This is a genomic window from [Bacillus] enclensis (genome assembly GCF_001456935.1).
In the GTDB taxonomy this organism is placed as follows: domain Bacteria; phylum Bacillota; class Bacilli; order Bacillales; family Bacillaceae_B; genus Rossellomorea; species Rossellomorea enclensis.
In genome coordinates this window covers 1,021,199-1,042,588 of the sequence record NZ_KQ758482.1, presented here as the reverse complement: position 1 = coordinate 1,042,588, position 21,390 = coordinate 1,021,199, and the positions used below count along the sequence as shown (strand labels likewise).

Here is a 21,390-nt window from a genome sequence, read left to right as displayed (position 1 = left end):
TTCGAAAGGAGTTGGAGGCATGAAAGATTTTACTATAAGTCTAAATTTCGAAAACAATACTTTATTGAATTACACGGTTAAAAGGGTTAGTTTAGATTTTCTAAAGCAAGAAATTCAAGATGGTGGTTGGATTGAGACCGAGGAGGAGCTAGTCAATTTGGATAAGGCCATATCTTGTCGAATTTACGAATTAGACGCACAAGGGAATTATACTTCAAATGATTATAATAACAATGTAGATGAAGATTGGCTTTAATTTTAAAGAGCATCCTTAGGGGTGCTCTTTCTTATTATAAAAGTTTTGGAGGTGGCAGGTGAGATGTAATGAAATTGACAGAAAAACAGAAACGTTTTGCTGATGAGTATGTTAAAACAGGGAATATCTCAGCTTCTTATAAAGTTGCCTATCCGAGCGTAAAAAAAGATGCAGCAGCAAGAGCATCAGGAAGTAGGCTGCTAACAAAAGCTAACGTGAGAGCATATATTGACGATCGCTTAGAGGAATTGAAGAAAGAATCAATCGCAGAACAGGATGAAATCCTACAATTCCTCACTTCCGTGATGCGCGGAGAATATACCGAACAGATACCCGTAGGGATTGGAGAAGGTGCCCAGCAGTTAGAGGACAAGGACACCTACTTGAAAGATCGTGTAAAAGCAGCAGAGCTCTTAGGCAAGCGATATGTCATGTGGACCGATAAGCAGCAAGTAGAGAACATTACACCTGTCTTTGTAGAGGATGTACCCGATGAAGACTAAGCAGCAACGAATCTCCATCAAGCAGAAGATTGGTGGAGGGTACAACCGGTTCTGGAACAACAAGCAATTTTACCGGGTAGTTAAAGGATCCCGGGGAAGTAAGAAATCGAAAACGACCGCATTGAATTTCATCCACCGAATCATGAAGTATTCCTGGGCAAACCTACTGGTTGTCCGGCGTTATTCCAACACCAACAAACAATCCACCTATACTGATTTAAAATGGGCAGCCACGCAATTAGGGGTTGCCCATTTATTTAAGTTCAATGAATCGATGCCAGAGATCACGTATATGCCTACTGGCCAGAAGATCTTGTTCAGGGGTCTTGATGATGAACTGAAAATCACATCGATCACCGTTGATGTTGGCATCTTATCTTGGGCGTGGTTTGAAGAAGCATACCAGATTGAAACGGAAGCTAAGTTCCGGACAGTAGTTGAATCCATCCGTGGTAGTTACGATGATCCTGAGTTCTTTAAACAGGTCACAGTTACGTTTAACCCGTGGTCTGAGAGGCATTGGCTTAAGAAGGTCTTTTTCGATGAAGATACCCGGGAAAAAGATACGTTTGCTATTACAACAACCTTCAGGGTGAATGAATGGCTGGATGATGTTGACCGGGCAAGATATGAAGATTTATATAGAACAAATCCTCGACGTGCCAGGATAGTCTGTGATGGTGATTGGGGAGTAGCAGAAGGGCTTGTCTTCGATAACTTTCATGTGGTTGACTTCGATATTCAACAAAAAATCAAAGAGATACAAGAAACGGCTCATGGTATGGACTTTGGATTCACGAACGATCCAACAACTTTACCGAGCTCTGTAGTTGATCTTAAGAAGAAAGAGCTATGGATCTACGATGAACATTATGAGAAAGCAATGTTAACTGAGGACATATACAAAATGATTGTGAGTAAAGGTCTTCTTAAATCAGTCATCACTGCTGACTCTGCAGAACGACGATTGATCCAAGAATTAATCAATAAAGGTGTTCGAAGAATGAGAGCTTCAGTCAAAGGGAAAGGCAGCGTAAATCAGGGGATATTATTCATTCAAGGTTTCAAGGTGTACATTCATCCAACTTGTGAACACACGATAGAAGAATTCAATACGTATACGTTTGATCAGGATAAAGACGGTAAGTGGCTGAATACTCCAGTTGATGCAAATAACCATATTATCGATGCACTTCGATACAGCCTGGAACAATATCATTTGGGAGTGGCCAAGAAAGACGAAACGTACAATGCTTTAAAAGGACTGGGTTTATAGGAGGTGGAACATGAATCACGTTAATAATTTTGAGCTTGGAGAAGGTACGAGTGGAAATGCCGGGAAGAAGAGGCGGTTCAGTAAAGAAGCAAACATACAGTACACGTTCGAGTCTGCAGAAGAGCTGGTGCAAAATACAAAGGAACTGTCTGCGATATTAAAACATCATATTGAACACCAACGTCCGAGGCTCACTGTCTTGGACGATTATTATCTCGGGGATAACACAACGATATCTGCAGCCAATAGGCGGAAAGAAGATGACAAGGCCGATCACCGGGCTAAGCACAATTATGCAAAGTATGTATCTAACTTCATGCAGGGCTTCTTCGTGGGTGTTCCTGTTTCAGTCCGCCATAAGGATAAGTCCACTCAGGAAAAAATAAATGAAATCAACGGGACAATAGAAGATGCAGCGCTTAATGCAGATATCGTTCTTGATCTTTCTATTTATGGACGGGCATATGAACTAATTCATCGGAACCAGCAGGATCAGACCAAAGTGTATCTGTCTTCACCCTTAGAAACTTTCTTAATCTATGACACTACGATTGAGAAGAACGTGATAGCGGGGATCCGATACTTCTCAGTTGGTTATGGTGGCGAACGAAGGATTAAAGTCATCCTTTATACAGACAAGAAAATCTACACGTATTTCTCTTCAAACATGGGTGATTATAATCTGACAATTGAAAGTGAGGCTGACCATCCGTTCGGTGAAGTGCCGATTAATGAACACAGTAATAATCGTTTCCGCCAGGGGGACTTCGAGAACGTCCTCGACTTGATTGATTTATATGATGCAGCTCAATCTGATACGGCAAACTATATGACTGATTTGAATGATGCAATGCTGAAGATTCTCGGTAATGTGGAACTGGATGCTGGGGAAGCAAAGAAGATGAAAGAAGCCAATATTATCTTCTTGAAGCCAACTCAAAACGCAGACGGTGCAGAAGGTCGAGTTGAAGCTGATTATATTTACAAGCAGTATGATGTGTCAGGCAGTGAGGCTTATAAAGGCAGACTGCAAACAGACATTCATAAATTCACTAATACACCGGACTTGAATGACGAGAACTTTGCTGGCCAACAAACCGGTGAAGCGATGAAGTACAAGTTATTTGGCCTGGAACAAATTCGGATCAACAAGGAACGGTTATTCAAAAGGTCTCTTAATCGTCGCTATAAGCTGATAAACAATGTCATGCACTTGGCGAGTGAAGCCGGGGAAGGAGAGTTTGAGGGGTTAACCTATAAGTTCACTCCGAACCTTCCTAAGAGCACCAAAGAAGCAGTAGACATGTTCAATGCACTTGGAGGAGAGCTCTCTCAGGAAACGAAACTGAAGATCATTCCAATGATTGTAGAAAATCCAGAAGAGGAAGAAAAGAGAATTACAAGTGAAAGGGCCAAACAAAGACAATCGATGTCCTCCGAGTATATGAGGAATTGAGGTGTGGTAGATGCCTGAGGAAGAAAGCTACTGGGTGAAAAGAGAAAGAGACAACATCAAGCGTGAACAAATGAAAGATGAAGAGGTATCAAGAAAATTAAAAGGGATCATCGATCATGCTCTTAGCGAGGTAGAAAAAGAAATCAATGCCTTTTATTCCCGGTACGCAGAAAAGAATACGATCTCTTTAGCCGAAGCTAAGAAGAGGGTGTCCGAATTTGATGTCCAATCATTTGAAAGAACAGCTGCACGATATGTGAGGGAGAAGGACTTCTCCCCGAAAGCGAATAAGGAACTCTTCACCTACAATACAAAGATGCGGATTAACCGTCAGGAGCTTCTCATGATGTATTTAAATGCTCACCTGGTATCAATGACGAATGAGCAAGAAAAGACTTTCCAAGGTTATCTGGAGCAAGCTGGAATATCTGAAGTATTGAGGCAAGCCGGAATCTTAGGAGTCAACATGGCAATCACCACTCCAACTCTTAAATCGATTGTTGGAGCTTCTTTTTATGGGGCCAATTGGTCTTCAAGGATATGGGGAGACATGGAAGCTCTAAGAGAAGAATTGGACGTTATTATCAACAGTGCAATCGTCCGTGGTGTCCATCCAAATAGGTATATCAGAAAAATTCGAGAACGATTTGATATAAGTTCATTTGAAGCTAAAAGGTTACTGATAACTGAAACTGCCAGAGTCCAGGTGGAAGCCCAAAAGTTATCCTATCAGGCTGTTTCTGATGATGAGGAAGCTGAATATGAATATGTTGCTGTAATGGATGGGAAGACCACAAAGAAATGTAAACTCTTGAATAAGAAAAAATTCAAGGTGAAGGAAATGAAGCCAGGCATCAATGCACCACCCATGCATCCGTTTTGTAGGAGTTCAACGGCTCTTGACTTGGGAGACTGGAGAGAGGAATTTTTCGCAAGCGTGAAAGATAAATACACCTTATAAGAAATTTAGTGAGCGCGTCTTTAAGCACCAGACGTTATAAACAGGCTTATTCGTTTTGACTAAAAACGTGTGAGGACGTTAACGATGGGCACCTGTGTGTTGTTGCGTGTTCATGGGTTAGGAGGAAATGAGAGTGACAGGACCAATTAATGTGTTTAATTCAGCAGCCTTTAAGAAACAGTTTGAACCTCTAAAACTAAATCTGCAGTATTTTTCCGAGCCGAATGACCCGCCTGCGGATCCACAGAATCCCGATAATCCACCAAGCGATCCACCGGAAAAGATTGAGCTTTCTGCCGAAGAACTACAGAAGAAGATTGAAGCTGAGTCAGACCGTAAGCTTGCAAAGGCACTGGAGAAGAAACAGAAAGAGTGGGAAGACCAGCTCGATCAAAGAATTGCCGATGCCAAAAAGGATGCAGAACAATATGCCAAGATGACTCAGAAAGAAAGAGAAGATGCTGAATTTAAGAAGCGACTCGAAGCCCTTGATAAGCGAGAGCGTGAATTAAACACAAAGCAGCTTCGTTCTGAAGTAGAAACAGATTTAAAAGATGAGGGACTGCCGGCTGCGTTTGCTGAATCTCTTATCAAGCTTGAGGACAACGAGAAAATCAAAGAAGCAGTGTCGAGTATCAAAAAGGAATTCGATGCTGCAGTAAATAATGCAGTGAAGGAAAAGCTTCGTCAGGATCCACCTGAAACAGGCGGTTCAAAAATAACCAACAGCAGCCATACTTCAAAAGCCGAAATGGCAAGAAAGAACAGAATCATTAAATAAGAGGAGAGAAACACTTATGCCAAAACTATTAAAACTGGATATACAATTTTTTGCACAAACATTTAGCCCGGATAACGTGATGGTTCACGAAGCGAAAGATGGGACGATTCCGGATAAGTACAACACCATGATTTTGAATGATGTAATGGAAAACTCCAAGATCATGCAGCTTGGCGTTTATGAGGAAATGACGGATAAGGAAAAGACTTTCGAATACTTTGCTGAAGGACCAGGGGCTTACTGGGTAGGTGAGACTGAGAAGATTCAAACTTCTAAACCAACCTTGCTGCAAGTCAAGATGACGGCAAAGAAGCTGGGTGTCATTCTACCAGTCTCCCGTGAGTATCTGCAGTACAGGGTTTCGAATTTCTTTGAAATCATGCGTCCAAAGATTGCAGAGGCATTCTATAAGAAGTTTGATGAAGCAGGGATCCTGAATGTAGCAAACCCATTCACTCAATCGATTGAACAATCTGTAACAGCTACTGACAACATCGTTTATGACGGAATCACTTACGATAATATCCTGGCAGTAGAAGATGAACTTTTCGAGAATGATGTAGAACCAAATGCATGGATCTCTAAAGTGCAAAACCATACTGCTTTAAGGAATGCACAAAAAGCTGAAAATGGAACATTGCAATCATTGTATGACCGTTCAAACAATACGATTGATGGGCTGCCGGCAGTGGATTTGAAATCTGCTAATCTTTCAAAAGGTACTCTTTACGCTGGGGATTTTGATCAATTGCGTTATGGTATTCCTTTTAACATTGATTATGCAATTTCAGAGGAAGCTCAACTGTCGACCATTACCAACGCGGATGGTTCACCTATCAACTTGTTTGAGCAAGAGATGGTTGCCCTGCGTGCCACTATGGATGTTGGTTTGATGATCATAAAAGATGAAGCCTTTGCTAAATTAGTCCCAGGTCCTGCCCCAGCAGCGTAATAACCATTTATCAAAGAGAGGATGATTAGGAATGCCTTACAAAGTGATACGAGCTTTCAGAGATATAGAAGATGATCATCGCGTTTATCGAAAGGGAGATACCTTCCCTTCTAAGGGTAAAGTAAGCAAGGAACGGATCTCGGAATTATCAAGCACAGAAAATAAAGTAGGGAAGCCGTTGATTGAGCAATTGGGAGTGGGGTCAGAAGAAGCCGACCAAGAGCCTGAAGGATCAAATCAATCTCCTGAAGAAAGTGAATTTCCGAAGCATACAGGCGGCCCTTGGTATGTGCTGTCTAACGGAGAAAAAATTCAGGGTAAAGAAGAAGCAATTGCTGCAGAAGCAGAATTGAAGTGATTGAATGACGATTAAAGAAAACGTCAAGATTATAGTAGGCGTTCAAGATGACCTTCAAGACAGCCAGATTGATAGATTGATTGCAAATGTAGAAGCTAGATTATTGGTCTGGTTAAAACAAAATGCTGGGATGACAGCGATACCAGAGGAGTTAATGTTCATTGTTGAGGAGCTGGTCGTGAACCGGTATAACAAGATTGGTAGTGAAGGAATGAAGTCAGAATCCATCGAGGGAAGGTCCGTTTCATTTACTGAAGACGACTTTAAACCCTATCAGTCTATCTTAGAAACGTATATTCCTAAAATCGAGACTGCAGGAAAGGTAATGTTCTTCTGATGAGATACTCCGATCGGGTAACACTTCATAAAGTTTTAGGCAGGGCTTATGATCCTTCTGTCGGAAAGACAGTTGTTGAGGTGGATGAGGGTGTTACATTATCCTGCAACACTTCTCCAATCAGCTTGGAAAGAGTGAAAGTTATATTCGGTTCCTTAGACAAGCAAATCACCACTGTGAGGCTACAGAGACCATATAAACATGAAGTTGATAAAGCTGTCATTAACGGTAATAAATACAACGTTCTCCGGCATGTGCCATACAGGTCTGAGAGCGTTTTGTTTTTGGAAGGGGTGAGCGAGTGGACTTAGATGGATTGGACGCCTTGCTTGCAAAGCTTGACCGGATGGATAGGGAGATTGAAGGTGATGTCGGGACAATCGTGAAGAACAACACCATTGAAATGACTCAGAAGGTAGTTAAGAACGCTGAATTTACTCAAGGTTATCAAACTGGCTACACCAAGAGAAACATTGAAACGAAGATAGTTAGTAATCTTGTCGGTAAAACAATCAGTAAATCCGAACACTCCGGCTACCTGGAATTCGGAACAAGGTTCATGGATGCACAACCATTCATCTTTCCTGGATTCTACAATCAGAAAAAGCAGTTCCTTGATGATTTAAATAGACTTGTAAAGTAGGTGAGTAGATGAAGTCACCAAAAATTCAACTGTTCAATGCAGTATTCAATAACTCTCTTAATCTGGGATATGACACATACGATTATCTTCCAGGGAAAGACGAGGAAGTTCCTTATCCATTTGTGCATGTAGCTGGACAGGTAGGTTCTGATGTCATAAATAACAAACAAGTGATCACCGGTAATCTATCGCAAACCATTCATGTTTGGGAGATGGCCAATAATCGAGTCCACTTTGCCGAAATGATTTATAATCTCGAAATGGCCTTGCGAAGGCTGGCACAACTCGATAATTACTACGTGAGGCTGGTCTCTCTTGATTCAAATGAAATCTTTGATAATACAACGACTGACAATCTGTTGCATGGAGTGATCCAGGCAGAATACAGAATTACCTAATAAGGAGGTAGTAGCATGGCCAACATAGCAAAAGGAGTACACAAAGTGCTCTATTTTCGGAAACTCGGTGAGGCTGCAGAGGGTGCAAAGCTTGTGTTTCAAACCGAACACTCAAAATCTTATTCCCGCGATCGTGAATCAACCGTCACGAAGGATGGTAGCGTTTCAGGTTCTGGTGCACTTGAAGATGAGGTAAGCATCTCGGCACTTCAAGCTGAAACGGATCCTACATTTACAATGCTAAGTGATTCCATTGTGGATGACTATCCAGTAGAAATGTGGGAAGTGGACTTGGCAGACAAAGTAGAGGATGAGGTTAATCCAGGTACTTTCACATTTGGTGCAGAATATCGACAAGGCTTTATCACTGAATGGGAAACAACGAATCCTGCAGAAGATGACCCTGAGGTAAGTGGAACGTTTGTCACTCAGTTCAAAAGACAGAAAGGGCGTGTCACCCTTCCGGAGGCAGACATTGAAACATTAGGATACGTCTTTCATGACGTGCTGGCGGACGATGTTGCTGATGATGGACTGGGTATACCACCAGAAGCATAAGACGGACGAAGAGGGGAAGAACCCCCTCTTTTTTATTTTGAAATTTTGAGGAGGAATAGATTTTGCATATCACCTTTAACGGAAGAGATATCGAATTATCATTTGGACTTCGCACTTTAACCACAATCGATCGTTCATTAGGGTTGGAAGTGGAAAATGTAAGTCTCGGACAAGGGCTTGAAACAATGTTGGTACCTGGCCTGCAGTCGGGAAATATCATCTGTTTGTATAAATTGATTCAGGCAGCTACTGCTCACGATAAGAAAAAGCCTAAGACAGAAGAGGACTTTGAATCAATCTTAAATGATATTGCTGAAAACGAAGGGCTGGATGAGTTCGCAGAGCAAGTCATGTATGAATTGGGAAAGCAACCTATGACCCGAAAGCTCGTTCCAGAAGAGTATCAAAAGGGGAAAGTCGTGAAGGAAGCGAGCAAGACAATAGAGGATTAACCTACGACGAGGTGGTTATCTATTCTTTGCGCAAGCTGGGGATGGAACGGTTGATCGATGTAGAAGAGATGACATTGACCGAGTTTCATTATAAGAGATATGCCCAGGAATATAAGGAAATCGATGAGGAGTATAGGCTGCATAAATTAGCTTTCCTCATTCGCAATGCAGAAGCAAAGATCAACAAAGGAACAGAAAAGAAACCGAAAGAGGAGTATGCCTTTAAAGAGTTCAAGGATTTCTTTGATTACGAGTCTGTGCTGAAAGCTGTGGACAATGAATTAGATTCAGGGAAGTCTATTGAAAAAACATCCAAGGATTTATCTCCTGCCCAAATTGCCCTGCGAAGAAATTCGAGAAAGGGGTGACTAAATGTCCAATTACTCAGTAGAAGCAGAACTGAAAGCGAACATAACGAAATTCAGAAATGCAATTCAAAAAGCTAGGGATGTTACAAAACGATTTAAACAAGAATCTGAATCTGCAGAAGATACAACATTAAAGGCTGACATTAAACCTTTAAAACGAAACATCAAAGTTGCAAAGAAATTGATGGAGCGATTCACCAGGAAAAAAGCTGAAAAAGAAGTGGATGCTGATACCGTAAGCTTCTACAGGAAAATCAATAATTTAAGTGCAAAGGCTAAAGCACTCGCTCGAGAAAAAATCATTGTCCGAGTGGAGGCAAGGGTTGATAAGTTCCAAGGGAGAATCGATCGAATAGCTAAAACAATCAGCTCTGTTGGAATAGTAACGGGGAACTTCATTGGTGGTGGGTTATTAGCAGCATTACCTGCTTTAGTACCAATCATTGCAAGCTTAACTGGGGCACTTGGAGGTTTAGTCACATCTTTTGCCGCGGCCGGCACCGGGGCTGTATTGTTCGGAAGTGTCGCGACCTCAGCTTTAAACGATGTGTTTGAAGCGAATAAGACGATTAAGGACTTACGTGAAGAGCTTGCTAACACGACTGATTTAGAAAAACGTGCTGAAATCTTAAAAGAGATCGAGCAAGCCCAGGCTAGCTTATCTAAAGAGCAGCAACGAGGATTAAAAGCCGTTCAGAAATTCGGCAAGTTTTGGGGTAAGTTCACAAAGCAGTTTGAGAAGCCGGTGATGGACATTTTCGTCCGGAGTCTAAGTCAGCTTCAGTCTCTGTTAGAAAAATTAAAGCCTGCTTTTGATGGAGCAATCAAGGCGGTCGATTCACTTTCTAAAAGTTTCAGTTCTTCTATGGAGACTAAAGAGTTCAAAGACTTCATTAAATTCCTGAATGATAATGTTGGTCCATCGATGGAAGCGATGGGTAAATCATTTTTTAATGTCATGCAAGGAATCATGAATTTAATGGTCGCATTCACTCCTCTATCGCAGGATATGCAAGGTGGGCTGGTTGGTTTAACTGAGAGGTTCGCAGCATGGTCAGCAAAATTAGAAGAATCAAAAGGATTTCAAAACTTTATCAAGTATGTGAGAGAAAACGGGCCAAAGGTTATGGCGTTGATCGGGAACCTTACTGACTTTTTAATCCAACTAGGTGTAGGTATGGCTCCACTGGGATCCAAGATTCTTGAACTAGTGAATGGATTCTTAAGTTGGTCATCAGAAATGATGAAAACCTATCCGTTAATTGGTCAGGTGATTAGTTGGATGCTATCACTCTCTGGTGTCTTGATTTCATTAACTCCACTTATCATTCTTGTGAAAACAGCCTTTGGAGGAATGGCTACATTTATATGGCTTAAGACAGGTATGATGCGGGCGAAACTGGTCACCGGAATCTCGATGATGATTAAATCATTAGGACAGTTTGTTGTACAAATGGTAACTACGGTGGCGAAATTTATAGCTCAATCAGTCATTTTCATTGCTCGATGGACCTGGATGGGAATACAAGCGTTACTACACGGGGCAAAGGTGGCAGCTGCATGGACACTGGCTACCGGTCAGAAGATGGCCATTGCAATAGCTAAAATGATAGCAACTTCAGCAGTCTTCGTTGCAAAGTGGGCGTGGATGGGAGTCCAAGCTTTGTTTCATGCTGCAAGAATGGCCGCTGCCTGGTTTATCGCGCTTGGCCCGATTGGATGGGTGACTGCAGCAGTGATTGCGCTGGTTGTGTTGATCATTGCCAACTGGGACAAGGTGAAGCAATGGACCTTGAAAATCTGGTCGGCCGTTTGGACGTGGATAAGGGATATCGCCTCGAAAATCCAGTCATGGGTTTCAAATAAATTCAGCCAGCTACAAAATGCGGTCAAAAGCTACATGCAAATGGCATTGTCTAATATCAAGGCCGTCTGGTCCTTTATTAAAAGCACGTTTAAAAATGCTCTGAATTTCTTGGTTGCTCTGCTAACTGGAGATTTTGAAGGTATGGTCAGTGCGGTGAGAAATCAGCTTGGTAACATGGAGAACCTTGTTGAAAATATATTAGGGAACATCACTGATTTTTTCAAAAGTATCGACCTTTACGAATCAGGGAAAGCGATTATCCAGAGTGCAATCGATGGTTTAGCTGCGATGAAAGGGAAGATTCTTAGCAAGGTAGAAAACATAGTCGGAGCAGTCCGGGACTTCTGGCCATTCTCTCCTGCCAAGCGAGGACCTTTGAGTGATATTCATAGAATGGACTTTAAAGGTCCAATTCGGACATCAATTGAAAAGGCAAAGTCGCCTCTGGTCCGTGCAACTTCAAAACTTGCAAGTGGTGTCAGGACAGCCTTTAATCCTGATCTGTCAGTAGACTCAGCAAGCATCCGGTCAAGTTTAAAGGGCCTGAAAAGAAGCAGCACTGCTCAAGTAAGCAGCGCGGTTAACGCAGAAGTCAAGGTGAATAACAAACAACCAGCCTATATCTACTTACAAATGGGCCGGGAAACATATAAAACCTTTGTTGATGATATTACAGAAGTCCAAACAAGAGAGCTTGATACCTTAAATAGTTTTAGATAGGAGGTACTTTATGTACGGATTTGTAAACTTAACGGAACGGGGTACATCAAGTACCTCACTGTCTATCCAAACGGTGTTTAACGGAATTAATTTTGATTCAGTGTTAAGCGATGATGAAGGAAGCTTCACAACATTGACTGTATCCGGAAGAGCTAACCTAACGAACCGCATTAATATGTTTGAAGTGCCTGGTATGGATGGACTTATGGAATCTAACGAACACAGTACGGGAGAAAGAGAAATTACGGTTAAGTATAAGATAAGTGACAAGACAAACGAGGGTTTCAGAAGACGGACCACCCTTTTGAATAGTCTGTTAGATGGATCTAAGAAGGAACTCTCCTTTACAGATGAGGATGTTGTCTATTATGCTTCCCTTTCAGTGAATGAGCTACCAGAAGAAAACAGTAATAGTTTGATAGGGACTCTGACATTTCTATGCTCTGATCCTAAGAAGTATGGTCCCGAAAAACCAATTTTTTTTGCTGGGGACTCCGCAGTTATCAACACATCGGGATCTGCAGAGTCCAATCCTGTTTTTGAATTGGAAGTCCTGGCGCCGATCACATTTGCCATGATCCAGAATCAATTTGATGAATATATGATGATTGGCCGGCCGGCTCCAGTGGAGAGTACCCCTAAAGAAGAATACACTCTCATCCTTGCCGACTTGATGAATACATTGACCGGCTGGGCTGCTGCTACAACAGTGACTAATGGATATATTCGTGGTGAGATTGAAACAGATGGAGGAAGCTTCAGGCCAAAAAGCTTTGGGACAGCTGTAGCTCCCGAAAAGTGGCAGGGGCCAGGACTTGTAAAGTCTCTTCCTGAAGAAGTTCAAGATTTTGAAATGGATTGTATTCTACGGAATAATAATGTCGACTGGGGGACGGGGATGGTGGAAGTGTATCTATTAGATGCTCTTGACCGCCAAGTGGCCCGTATCCATATGTCTGATTCCTTCCAAGGGTCAGACCGAATACACGGGAGAGTTCAACTAGGGTATGACGAATATCAACGCTTTCCTATAAACACAGCTGCCCCAGGTAACATTAAAAATTGGAACAACTTTTACGGCTTGATGAAACTGCAACGTCGGGGAAACCGGTGGTGGTTCTACTTCGCTAAGATTGTGAATGGGAAGAGGGTTTATGTCCAACAACAACATTATATTCCCCCTGTCGAAGGTATATTTGAAGATAAGATAGCCAAAATACAGGTGGTCTTCCGAAAGTGGCCGAATACAGAAGCAACCCGGATGAATATTTACAACCTTAAAGTTTGGCGGATCAATAGTTTAAAAGAAGATGAGATCCCGATCATTGCAGATGTAGGAGATAAAATTACATTTGATCATAAAAATGAAGAAATATTAATTAACGGGGAAGATGCCAAGAGTTATAAAGACTTTGGGGCATCTTATTTTACGTTGAAAAAAGGTGAGAATCAGATGATTGTTCATCCAAGCAATTCTTTTAATGTTTCCGGTATTTATAGAGAGTCATACAAGTAAGGAGGGTAGAATATGACGCAGATTCATATTTTAGATCATCAGACTGATGAGATTTTAGATATCATAACGACAAAAAATATTCTGTCCAACAAACACAGGAAATCGTTAAAAGATAACCTAGAGACATTCGATTTTACAACCTTCGCAAATAAGCCGTTCTCATCCCACCTTACCAAACGGAAACGGGTCATCATACCGGATGAAGAGAATCGATTCGTTGAACTAATCATCAATGAAACATTAAAGTATCGATCCCGAGAGGGTTTGCTAAGCGAAGTTTATACTACAGCAAGTTATCTTGAACTGAAAAAGGCTAAAGTAATCAGCCCCACATCATTGACCGGTTCAGCAGAAAATCATGTGCAGTTTGCTGTATCAGGCACTGAGTATCAGGTGGGGAATATTGTGTATGCCGGTGCGAAAGAAATTGTCATAGAAAACCACACGAACCCTTTCACTCTGTTGAAACGCATTGCCAATACATTCGGGCTAGAACTTTCCTTTCGTATTGAAACGGAAGGCAATCGAGTCACTGGACGGTATGTCGATATGGTTGAAAGAGTAGGGGATTGGAATGGAAGAGAAGCTACTTTCGGTAAAGACCTAATCGAGGTGAAACGGCGGGAAAAAGATGAAGTGGTAACGGCTCTCCTCGGTCTCGGACCTGAGAGGGAAGACGGGACGCGGCTTGAAGTCCTGGTAGAGGATAAGGAAGCCCTTGCTCGATGGGGAAGGAACGGGAAGCATTTAATCGAACCATATGAGCCACAGTCGACCGATCAGGACATGACCGAAGAAAGACTGACCGCGTTAACCGAAAACGAGCTGGAAAAGCGCGTTAAGGATATGGTGGAATATGAATCGACAATCGCAGACTTAGAGCATGTGCCAGGACTCGAAAATCAAAAGATCCGGTTCGGTGACACCATCAAAATTAAAGACGAAAAGTTCAATCCTCCTCTCTATCTGGAAGCTCGGGTGCATACCCAGGAACGATCGATCACACAAAAATCTAAAAAGAAAGTCATTCTTGGTGACTACATTGAATACACCGAGGCAGAGGTTAAATCCATTTGGAACTCCATTCAAGATCAAATCAGGAAAAAGTTCGCCCGAATGTTGGTCACAACGGTGGTGTCCAGTGCCGGAGAAGTATTTAAAAATGGATCCGGAACTACTACTTTAAAAGCCAGGGTATTTCTATCTGGCCAAGAAGTAGATGAGGACGGAGCGAATTATACTTACGTTTGGAACAAGCGGGATAAAGACGGTTTCCCGGTATCGGGTTTTAACTATAGCGGGAAAGACCTCACCGTTTCTGCAGCGGACATTGATGAGAAAGCGACGTTTACTGTAGATGTCATTCAAGATTCACTTCTCTCAATCGGAAGGATCACTATTACAAATCTTTTTGATGGAGAGCAGGGAATCCCGGGCGAGCCGGGAGACGACGGTCGTACCCCGTTTTTTCATACAGCTTGGGCGAATGATTCCACAGGAACATCGGGGTTCTCTACCTCTGATTCTACTAATAAATTGTATATCGGCACGTATACCGATTTTTCTTCTGCAGATAGTAATGATCCAAGCGAGTATAATTGGGTGAAAATCAAAGGGGAGCGTGGACCGCAGGGCCCGGAAGGACCGATCGGGCCAAATGAAATCAACGATAACACCAACTTCTCGGACAAGTTTTCTACCATCGGTAACAATTATTATTATCACAATGCACTAAGTTCAGGAGGCTGGTATCGAATTGCCGTCAACAAAGGCAGCCGAGCGTATGCGAAGTTTATTCTCGTCGATCGAACTTCTGGTAACCATCAAACCGTTAGTTTTGAAGCAACTGTAAATTACAATAATAATCCCAAGATATCTGTTATTTCTTCTTCACGATATAGTTCATCTATTCCTTTTAGTAAAGCCAGGATCTTAACAAACACAACTTATGATGATGTATACCTTGAAGTTTATGTAAACACAAGCAGATATCCTACTAGTTCTCATTGTTATATTACTGAAAATGTTCAAACAACCGGTTGGGTAGGTGTCGACTGGACCAGTGGAAATGTTCCTTCGGGATATTCAGTTTATGAAGTTAGCGTTGATATGGACGGAACAGCGACAGAAAAAGCAGACAATGCTTTCGAAAGAGCTGAAGACGCAGAGCAAAATGCTAAAGGGCATGCAGATGCAGTTTCAGAAGCAGCATACCTAGATGCCTTAGCTGATGCAGAAGATTATGCTGATCAAAACGCTGTGATGAAAGGCCAAACGTATAACGGAGTAAGCATTACAAATCAAGATGGTTTTGTAACTGCCAGAGGGGACGGTTTGGTTCGAACAGTATCTAATTCAACTCTGGGTTATGTTATCCAGAGAAGAGCTTCAACTAGTCATGCTTGGCAGAACGTTCTTTACTTTGACACTTCCGGAAACATCAAGTTTGCTGGAGAGCTTGTTGGGGCCAGTGGAACGTTTGATGGAAAAGTAAGTTCAGATAATGGCAATGGTGGTAAAGTTATCTTAAATGACGGAGTGCTACAGTCATACCGTAACGGGGTACCGGTTCTCCGAGCAGACGAAGACGGTCTTAGAATTTATGATCAAACCGGTAGTCTCGTAGGTAACATGCGTGATGGCTATGATATTACAGACGGCGACCCTGGACTTGACATCCATAGTTACATTAGCCACTTAGTTCTTGGATTCCGTTCTTCCGACGGGACTGCGAAGAACTGGTTAAAATTAGATTACGATAAGCGCTCCACTAGTTTATACGGAGCCAATCGTCCTGGCTATGACGACGGTGCGCTGTCTTTAAAATCAACATACCAAGGTGGTTCTGCTAACGGGTATGTACCTGAAGTGCGTGTCAACAACTACACGGACTCCGGTGGTACTCGTTGGTCCAATGTTCTCGTTCTTACGGGTCGTGACAACTTATCACCGGCTAACACCCATCGCACAGGATTCGAGGTTTGGCAGTACACAGGTTCCGGTACAGGTGCAAGTAAGTTAATGTTCCGATCCGATACATATGATGCCGGATGGGACTACTTCGAAATGTTCACTGACCGAGCATATTTGCCAATGAAGACGTTATTAAAGTCCAAGTCAAGTGGCTCATTCGCAGCAATGGGAGCAAAGCTGGAATCGGAACTTACAAACGCGCATGGATCGCTGGATGGTAACCTGGTGACTTGGTTCGGCCGTACGAAAATTACGGCTGGATCATACTCAAGCAATTACTTTGGACCGTTGAGTTTTTCATTCAGTGGTGCTGAAAATATCTTTTGGGTGATGGCTCAACCTTATAACGGTAATTCAACGTATTTCAATGCCCGTGTATACAATGTAAGCGCCACGGGTTTCGATGTGTATCTGGGCAACCCGGCCAACCGTGACCGAAGTGGGATATCGATCGACATTAACTTGATGGTCGTTTATGAGCCATCGTAAAGGAGGAGATTAAATGGAGATCTTCACACAGGCATGTGAAAATACAGGAAAGTGGACGGAAGGGTTAGAGGTGGAGTATTTGGACTCTGCCATCCATTTGGCGGCCGGGGCTTTCGTGGATAAAACCGGAAGGCATGAGCTTCCAGAGGTTAACTTCGACATCGCAGAAGGAACTGAATCCGTGTATGCCTTGTTCATTGTAGATAGTGCAGATGAGTACACATATGAGCTTATACAGGCAATTGATGGATTTCCGGTTTATGAAGGAACCAATCGATTAATTCACAAACACCTTTGGGTGGATGTGTTAAAGCAAGAAATTCGGATCTTTCCTGTCATCCGAAAAGAAAATGTAGAACCGGGGGTGGTACCAGATGAAGCTGAGCCCGAAAATCCAACAAGGCAATCTTAAGGCGGACACTAGTCTGCCGCAAGAAGTAGATCGTCTGCAAGCTCAGAACGCTGAACTGGCATTCGAAGTCATGACCACAACTGCAGCTCTCCAGGAAAGTCAGCAGCAGCAGGCAGATCTCATTTATGACCTGATGACGAAAGGGGTGGTGTGAGGTGGATTGGTACAAGTATATAAAAGGGTGGTATCCGATGTTCTGGTCAAAAGAGCAAGTAGGTACGGCAGTTGAATGCGAAAAAATCACAACAGCGCAATATGAAGAAATTATTGGAGAACCTTACCCGACAGTGTAGGTTTTTTTATTTTGTTTGAAGGAGGTGGTCCGGTCCACATGAAAAATAAAAAGAGGGGGCGTTTCCGTTGCAGCAGACAGAGGAGGCACAAACCATGAACCACTATGAAAAAGATATTGTGGAAATGAAAAGCGACATCAAAATTCTTGAAAAAGAAGTAAGTGATCTAAAAACCACTACTACAAGGCATGATGAGCAGATTACTACCTTAAATAACACTTTAAATAAAATTGATGAGAATACCACCTGGATTAAAAGAAAAATTACAGGTGCCATTATCACAGCAATCAGTTCCGGAGTAATCGGGGGAGCGATTGCTATTTTTTATGGCTTTATTCAAAACTAAAAGGAGTGATCATTTGATTAACTGGAAAATTAGATTTCTCAACAGAACGTTCTTGCTGCAGGTATTGGGAGCTCTATTTCTGCCCTTATTGGCTTATCAAGGATTGGCTATGGAGGATCTTACATCCTGGTCATCTGTGGGGGACCTATTCATTAAGGCTTTTACCAATCCATATTTATTGGCCATCACCGCCTGGTCTGTATTTAATGCAGTGACTGATCCAACTGTAAAAGGTATTGGAGATAGCAACAGAGCAAAATTATATGTGAAACCAAGCAACAAGTAGGGCTCTCCTCCGGAGGGCTTTTTCTTATATCAAAAATAAGGGAGAGATTAGTGTGATTAAGTTAAACTACAAAGAGAAGCATATAAAAAAGCATCCGACAACAAGAACCGGGATCAAGTTACTGAGGGTGCAAGCTGTGGTTAATCATTGGACAGCCAATTATGGAGCGTCAGCGGAGAATCATTTTAAATACTTTAACGAGACACTCCCAAACCAAAATGACGATCTGCCAGAAGACGATAAAAGATACGCAAGTGCACATATCTTTGTCGATAAGCACAAAGCTCTCGAATTAGTGCCGCTGAATGAGGTGTGTTTTGGCGCTAATGATGGTGGAACAGCTAGGTTAAAGTTGCAAACACTTAGAGCTACAGACTCAAGCTACCCTGAGGGTAACGCAAACTTACTCTGCATCCATGTAGAAATGTGTGTTGAACCAGATGGAACTATCCATCCAGATACAATCGCTCGTACAGCACTTGTTCACCAGTATTTACAGAGGAATTTCAAACAACTAAGAGAGACCAAAAATCGTTTTGTTCGCCACTTTGATGTCACCGGGAAAAACTGCCCTGCCCCTATGGTATCGAATCCTAACCTGTGGAAGGAACTCTTGGAACTGACAGATTCAAAGGTCGTAATTCCTCCTAACAAGCCGGCAGTCATAGAAGCGAAGGAAGAGAATACAGATTCCAGTAAAACAAACTGGGTGCGTTCGAAGGTTGACGACTTGAGATACTACTCTAAGCCTTCCTGGGAGGATAAAGACGTGGCAGGACACTTACCTAAAGGATACGGATTCCCACAGGCTGTGCGTAAAGTTAGAGTTGACAACGCCTGGCAGTATGAGGTAAAGAACAGCGAAGGTGAAACATACTATCTCACAGCGTCGGAGGAATTTGTTTCGGTTGAACATAAGCCGGCTACATCTACCGCGCAGAAGCCGGCTAAACCCAGGAAAAGTGGACCGATAGCAATCGGGGAAATCAAAATCGTCAATGTTTCTGCAGCTGCTATTATTCAAGACCGCCCGGATCGGAACAAGTCTAAGAACCTCGGTACAATTCAAAAAGGTAGAACGATTCAGGTGACCGGATCAGTGAAAGGGGAAAACAGTGATTCGGGTTACTGGGAAGTGATTTATGACGGTGATCTCGCATATATCACAGGTAAGTTTGGCAAATATAGTGCTTACTAAAGTATGGCCCTCTTCGTAAATGGAGAGGGTTAAATTTTTAAAAAGATTTTTAATATTTGTGTAATAATGGTAACATGTTTGTAGGATTGGCTATCCTACTATTAGCATATTGAGTTAACCCCTTCCATTGAAGGTACATACTAATGATGCTGCCTCTTCTTTAGGGAAGGGGTTTTTTGTTTGGGCTATCGTCATCAGGTAAGGTGAGGAAGTGCTGCACTTCTAATTTCAATACTTCCTCTTTAAGATCTTCTTCACCATTTATTATTAAACTTTCAATTACTGTTTCACACTCTGCTACATTCAATTCATAATCCTTGCACCATTCATATAGTCTTTCGGCTAACTCTTCTTTGGAACAATCCAGTGTGTGTTTCAACGTAAGGGTTTCGTCATTGACTCTGAGTTTCAAGTCCATTACAAATCTCATGTGGTCTATACCTCCATTACCCTTTTGTATAATTATCTTTAAAGTAAGCAATTGATTTCAAGATATAAACAAGAAGTTTCCCTGTGTAATTAGTCGGTTTTTGTGGTAAAATGTTACACGTTGACAAGTCAACCTTGGCATGTTTTTTGCACCCTCTTCAATTGAAGAGGGATTTTTTATTTTCTTTTAGCTTCCAATATAAATTAAATCTCAAAGTAATCAAACCTAAAACCTTACCATCACCTCAAGTTCTGCGACATTTTTAATACATTCCATTAACATAAGCCCAACTTGTTCACATCATTTTATAGTTATATAAACAAAAAACTTCATTACCAGTATTAGTATTTTAATATTTAAAGGTCACATCTCGCTTTTCCGGTTACTTTAGAACTAATTTAATCCTTATTTGTCAAAAATTGTAGAATAATGGATATTGATGTGATAGTTTATAAATGTTCCAAAAAAGGTAATAGGAGGTAATTAAATGAGAAAGGTATTTAAAAAGGGGATTTTAGCAACAATTGTTGCTCTAGCTGTTTCTAGTACTCTAGGTTTATCTCAAGCTTCAGCTGCACTTGATACATTAGGGTATCATTATTTGTATTTGAACAATGCAAGTGAACACTGGAATTATGCTGACTGGGATTACCAAACTTATCAACAAGCTGGCAAGACATTTGCACTGAACAGTGGTGAGGATTTTGGGGTGAAAATTGGTTTTGATCCAACAACAATTTCTTATCCGGCTTATAACGACAATCCCTATGGTACATATCAGCCAATAGTGGAAATTATGTTATATGAGTATGATGGTAACAATAATTATACCTATATAGGTAAGAAAGTAATAAATGCTGCTGATATGTACCGGAATTGGGATAATGGAACTGTTTGGTTCGATAGTTCAGTATTCTCTTCTGTTGCATCAGGAGAAAATGGTGCGATGGAAATTGATGTAAGGTATACATATAATTTTTCTGCACTAGATGACAGTAGTTATTCTACTAAAACACATGTCTCAATTTGGAGTCGATAATACAAAAACTCCCCTCTTTTACAAGCAGGGGAGTTATTGTATTCAGTATATCCAAATTTAGATATTAGTACTTGTCATAGTTAAACCTTACCATTGTCTCAAGTTCTTCCACATTTTCAATACACATTGCAACTCGTTTTAATAACTCTTCTTTGCTTGCTTTTCCATCATCAATTTCCAAGCCCAATGTAATTAATTTGTCTTTAAGAGTGATTAACTCTCCTTTTGCTGCCAATGCACTTACTAAGTCCATCAATCTCACCTCAAAATAAAAAAGCACCCCAATAAGAGTACTCAGTAAATTGTTATATTTATTTTTCCTTCTATTTAAGGAGTTTATTATCAAAAAATGAATACTTCTTTACAATCTCCTCAAAAGTTCCTTCGTCAATGTAAGGATGGTTTTCATTATCTGGACAATCCATGTGCAGTATAGTATGTAATCTGTTTAAAACCACTGGATCAGTAGGTAAATAAGCTTCCTGGCAATGTGGACAGTAAATCTTTTTCTCCATTGTAATT

At 41.6% G+C, this 21,390-nt stretch carries 27 protein-coding genes; 24 read left to right on the top strand and 3 right to left on the bottom strand.

All coding sequences use genetic code 11. From position 1 onward, the window contains the following. Positions 1–19: 19 nt before the first annotated feature. From AS034_RS05255 to AS034_RS05145, 23 genes are all read left to right on the top strand, one after another. Positions 20–256 carry a hypothetical protein gene (locus tag AS034_RS05255; RefSeq protein ID WP_058297759.1) on the top strand — a complete coding sequence of 79 codons (237 nt, stop codon included), beginning with the start codon at positions 20–22 and terminating at the stop codon, positions 254–256. 68 nt (positions 257–324) lie between these two features. Further along, entirely contained in the window at positions 325–759 is a 435-nt protein-coding gene (locus tag AS034_RS05250) for a terminase small subunit (RefSeq protein ID WP_058297758.1), read from the top strand. Further along, a complete protein-coding gene (locus AS034_RS05245) occupies positions 749–2,035 on the top strand; it encodes a PBSX family phage terminase large subunit (RefSeq protein ID WP_058297757.1) in 1,287 nt (428 codons plus the stop codon). Before AS034_RS05250 ends, AS034_RS05245 begins: the two co-directional genes overlap by 11 nt. Positions 2,036–2,045: 10 nt before the next feature. Beyond that, positions 2,046–3,491 (top strand): phage portal protein, encoded by a 1,446-nt coding sequence (locus tag AS034_RS05240; RefSeq protein WP_058297756.1) that lies wholly within the window; start codon positions 2,046–2,048, stop codon positions 3,489–3,491. A 10-nt stretch (positions 3,492–3,501) separates the two neighbouring features. After that, positions 3,502–4,452 carry a minor capsid protein gene (locus AS034_RS05235; RefSeq protein WP_058297755.1) on the top strand — a complete coding sequence of 317 codons (951 nt, stop codon included), beginning with the start codon at positions 3,502–3,504 and terminating at the stop codon, positions 4,450–4,452. A 133-nt stretch (positions 4,453–4,585) separates the two neighbouring features. Further along, positions 4,586–5,233 carry a DUF4355 domain-containing protein gene (locus AS034_RS05230; protein ID WP_058297754.1) on the top strand — a complete coding sequence of 216 codons (648 nt, stop codon included), beginning with the start codon at positions 4,586–4,588 and terminating at the stop codon, positions 5,231–5,233. A gap of 16 nt (positions 5,234–5,249) precedes the next feature. Beyond that, a complete protein-coding gene (locus AS034_RS05225) occupies positions 5,250–6,185 on the top strand; it encodes a phage major capsid protein (protein WP_058297753.1) in 936 nt (311 codons plus the stop codon). A 31-nt stretch (positions 6,186–6,216) separates the two neighbouring features. Beyond that, complete coding sequence (locus tag AS034_RS05220; protein ID WP_058297752.1) at positions 6,217–6,543, top strand: hypothetical protein; 327 nt, start codon at positions 6,217–6,219, stop codon at positions 6,541–6,543. Positions 6,544–6,547: 4 nt separating this feature from the next. Beyond that, positions 6,548–6,880 (top strand): phage head-tail connector protein, encoded by a 333-nt coding sequence (locus AS034_RS05215; protein WP_058297751.1) that lies wholly within the window; start codon positions 6,548–6,550, stop codon positions 6,878–6,880. A gap of 301 nt (positions 6,881–7,181) precedes the next feature. After that, the gene (locus AS034_RS05205; protein WP_032087707.1) at positions 7,182–7,523 is read left to right on the top strand and encodes an HK97-gp10 family putative phage morphogenesis protein; all 342 of its coding nucleotides are present in this window, start codon (positions 7,182–7,184) and stop codon (positions 7,521–7,523) included. Between the two features lie 8 nt (positions 7,524–7,531). Then, the gene (locus AS034_RS05200) at positions 7,532–7,921 is read left to right on the top strand and encodes a hypothetical protein (protein ID WP_058297750.1); all 390 of its coding nucleotides are present in this window, start codon (positions 7,532–7,534) and stop codon (positions 7,919–7,921) included. Positions 7,922–7,936: 15 nt separating this feature from the next. After that, a complete protein-coding gene (locus AS034_RS05195; protein WP_058297749.1) occupies positions 7,937–8,479 on the top strand; it encodes a phage major tail protein, TP901-1 family in 543 nt (180 codons plus the stop codon). Between the two features lie 62 nt (positions 8,480–8,541). Next, positions 8,542–8,931, top strand: a complete 390-nt coding sequence (locus AS034_RS05190) for a tail assembly chaperone (RefSeq protein WP_058297748.1) — start codon at positions 8,542–8,544, stop codon at positions 8,929–8,931. Between the two features lie 26 nt (positions 8,932–8,957). Then, positions 8,958–9,299: a hypothetical protein gene (locus AS034_RS05185; protein WP_058297747.1), complete on the top strand. Its 342-nt coding sequence runs from the start codon at positions 8,958–8,960 to the stop codon at positions 9,297–9,299. 4 nt (positions 9,300–9,303) lie between these two features. Beyond that, positions 9,304–11,886, top strand: coding sequence for a hypothetical protein (locus AS034_RS05180; RefSeq protein ID WP_058297746.1), 2,583 nt, complete (start codon positions 9,304–9,306; stop codon positions 11,884–11,886). A 10-nt stretch (positions 11,887–11,896) separates the two neighbouring features. Continuing rightward, complete coding sequence (locus AS034_RS05175) at positions 11,897–13,402, top strand: distal tail protein Dit (protein ID WP_058297745.1); 1,506 nt, start codon at positions 11,897–11,899, stop codon at positions 13,400–13,402. A gap of 12 nt (positions 13,403–13,414) precedes the next feature. After that, positions 13,415–16,864 (top strand): phage tail spike protein, encoded by a 3,450-nt coding sequence (locus AS034_RS05170; protein WP_058297744.1) that lies wholly within the window; start codon positions 13,415–13,417, stop codon positions 16,862–16,864. Between the two features lie 13 nt (positions 16,865–16,877). Next, positions 16,878–17,276, top strand: coding sequence for a hypothetical protein (locus tag AS034_RS05165; RefSeq protein WP_058297743.1), 399 nt, complete (start codon positions 16,878–16,880; stop codon positions 17,274–17,276). Continuing rightward, a complete protein-coding gene (locus AS034_RS05160) occupies positions 17,239–17,430 on the top strand; it encodes a hypothetical protein (RefSeq protein WP_032087717.1) in 192 nt (63 codons plus the stop codon). Before AS034_RS05165 ends, AS034_RS05160 begins: the two co-directional genes overlap by 38 nt. Position 17,431: 1 nt before the next feature. Further along, complete coding sequence (locus tag AS034_RS22245; RefSeq protein WP_141687664.1) at positions 17,432–17,569, top strand: XkdX family protein; 138 nt, start codon at positions 17,432–17,434, stop codon at positions 17,567–17,569. Between the two features lie 94 nt (positions 17,570–17,663). Next, positions 17,664–17,915, top strand: a complete 252-nt coding sequence (locus AS034_RS05155) for a hemolysin XhlA family protein (RefSeq protein WP_058298093.1) — start codon at positions 17,664–17,666, stop codon at positions 17,913–17,915. Positions 17,916–17,928: 13 nt separating this feature from the next. Next, the gene (locus AS034_RS05150) at positions 17,929–18,201 is read left to right on the top strand and encodes a phage holin (RefSeq protein ID WP_058297742.1); all 273 of its coding nucleotides are present in this window, start codon (positions 17,929–17,931) and stop codon (positions 18,199–18,201) included. A 52-nt stretch (positions 18,202–18,253) separates the two neighbouring features. Beyond that, positions 18,254–19,399 (top strand): peptidoglycan recognition protein family protein, encoded by a 1,146-nt coding sequence (locus tag AS034_RS05145; protein ID WP_058297741.1) that lies wholly within the window; start codon positions 18,254–18,256, stop codon positions 19,397–19,399. Between the two features lie 160 nt (positions 19,400–19,559). Here AS034_RS05145 and AS034_RS05140 read toward each other — a convergent pair whose 3' ends face one another. After that, positions 19,560–19,829: a hypothetical protein gene (locus AS034_RS05140; protein ID WP_058297740.1), complete on the bottom strand. Its 270-nt coding sequence runs from the start codon at positions 19,827–19,829 to the stop codon at positions 19,560–19,562. A gap of 487 nt (positions 19,830–20,316) precedes the next feature. Here AS034_RS05140 and AS034_RS05135 point away from each other — a divergent pair, with 487 nt between their 5' ends. After that, positions 20,317–20,868, top strand: a complete 552-nt coding sequence (locus AS034_RS05135) for a hypothetical protein (RefSeq protein WP_058297739.1) — start codon at positions 20,317–20,319, stop codon at positions 20,866–20,868. Between the two features lie 64 nt (positions 20,869–20,932). On the opposite strand, the gene AS034_RS05130 is transcribed toward AS034_RS05135, so the two are convergent. Together AS034_RS05130 and AS034_RS05125 are read right to left on the bottom strand one after the other, a co-directional pair. Continuing rightward, entirely contained in the window at positions 20,933–21,121 is a 189-nt protein-coding gene (locus AS034_RS05130; RefSeq protein ID WP_058297738.1) for a hypothetical protein, read from the bottom strand. A gap of 70 nt (positions 21,122–21,191) precedes the next feature. Continuing rightward, positions 21,192–21,383: a hypothetical protein gene (locus AS034_RS05125; RefSeq protein WP_058297737.1), complete on the bottom strand. Its 192-nt coding sequence runs from the start codon at positions 21,381–21,383 to the stop codon at positions 21,192–21,194. Positions 21,384–21,390 lie beyond the last annotated feature (7 nt).

Excerpts from the sequence above, each read along its gene's own strand:
- AS034_RS05220 (WP_058297752.1), top strand. The coding sequence starts at position 6,217 with ATGCCTTACAAAGTGATACGAGCTTTCAGAGATATAGAAGATGATCAT.
- AS034_RS05195 (WP_058297749.1), top strand. The coding sequence starts at position 7,937 with ATGGCCAACATAGCAAAAGGAGTACACAAAGTGCTCTATTTTCGGAAA.
- AS034_RS05140 (WP_058297740.1), bottom strand. The coding sequence starts at position 19,829 with ATGAGATTTGTAATGGACTTGAAACTCAGAGTCAATGACGAAACCCTT.
- AS034_RS05125 (WP_058297737.1), bottom strand. The coding sequence starts at position 21,383 with ATGGAGAAAAAGATTTACTGTCCACATTGCCAGGAAGCTTATTTACCT.
- AS034_RS05240 (WP_058297756.1), top strand. The coding sequence starts at position 2,046 with ATGAATCACGTTAATAATTTTGAGCTTGGAGAAGGTACGAGTGGAAAT.
- AS034_RS05200 (WP_058297750.1), top strand. The coding sequence starts at position 7,532 with ATGAAGTCACCAAAAATTCAACTGTTCAATGCAGTATTCAATAACTCT.
- AS034_RS05160 (WP_032087717.1), top strand. The coding sequence starts at position 17,239 with ATGAAGCTGAGCCCGAAAATCCAACAAGGCAATCTTAAGGCGGACACT.
- AS034_RS05130 (WP_058297738.1), bottom strand. The coding sequence starts at position 21,121 with ATGGACTTAGTAAGTGCATTGGCAGCAAAAGGAGAGTTAATCACTCTT.
- AS034_RS05175 (WP_058297745.1), top strand. The coding sequence starts at position 11,897 with ATGTACGGATTTGTAAACTTAACGGAACGGGGTACATCAAGTACCTCA.
- AS034_RS05155 (WP_058298093.1), top strand. The coding sequence starts at position 17,664 with ATGAACCACTATGAAAAAGATATTGTGGAAATGAAAAGCGACATCAAA.
- AS034_RS05255 (WP_058297759.1), top strand. The coding sequence starts at position 20 with ATGAAAGATTTTACTATAAGTCTAAATTTCGAAAACAATACTTTATTG.
- AS034_RS05180 (WP_058297746.1), top strand. The coding sequence starts at position 9,304 with ATGTCCAATTACTCAGTAGAAGCAGAACTGAAAGCGAACATAACGAAA.
- AS034_RS05135 (WP_058297739.1), top strand. The coding sequence starts at position 20,317 with ATGAGAAAGGTATTTAAAAAGGGGATTTTAGCAACAATTGTTGCTCTA.
- AS034_RS05245 (WP_058297757.1), top strand. The coding sequence starts at position 749 with ATGAAGACTAAGCAGCAACGAATCTCCATCAAGCAGAAGATTGGTGGA.
- AS034_RS05215 (WP_058297751.1), top strand. The coding sequence starts at position 6,548 with ATGACGATTAAAGAAAACGTCAAGATTATAGTAGGCGTTCAAGATGAC.
- AS034_RS05170 (WP_058297744.1), top strand. The coding sequence starts at position 13,415 with ATGACGCAGATTCATATTTTAGATCATCAGACTGATGAGATTTTAGAT.
- AS034_RS05225 (WP_058297753.1), top strand. The coding sequence starts at position 5,250 with ATGCCAAAACTATTAAAACTGGATATACAATTTTTTGCACAAACATTT.
- AS034_RS05165 (WP_058297743.1), top strand. The coding sequence starts at position 16,878 with ATGGAGATCTTCACACAGGCATGTGAAAATACAGGAAAGTGGACGGAA.
- AS034_RS05235 (WP_058297755.1), top strand. The coding sequence starts at position 3,502 with ATGCCTGAGGAAGAAAGCTACTGGGTGAAAAGAGAAAGAGACAACATC.
- AS034_RS05250 (WP_058297758.1), top strand. The coding sequence starts at position 325 with ATGAAATTGACAGAAAAACAGAAACGTTTTGCTGATGAGTATGTTAAA.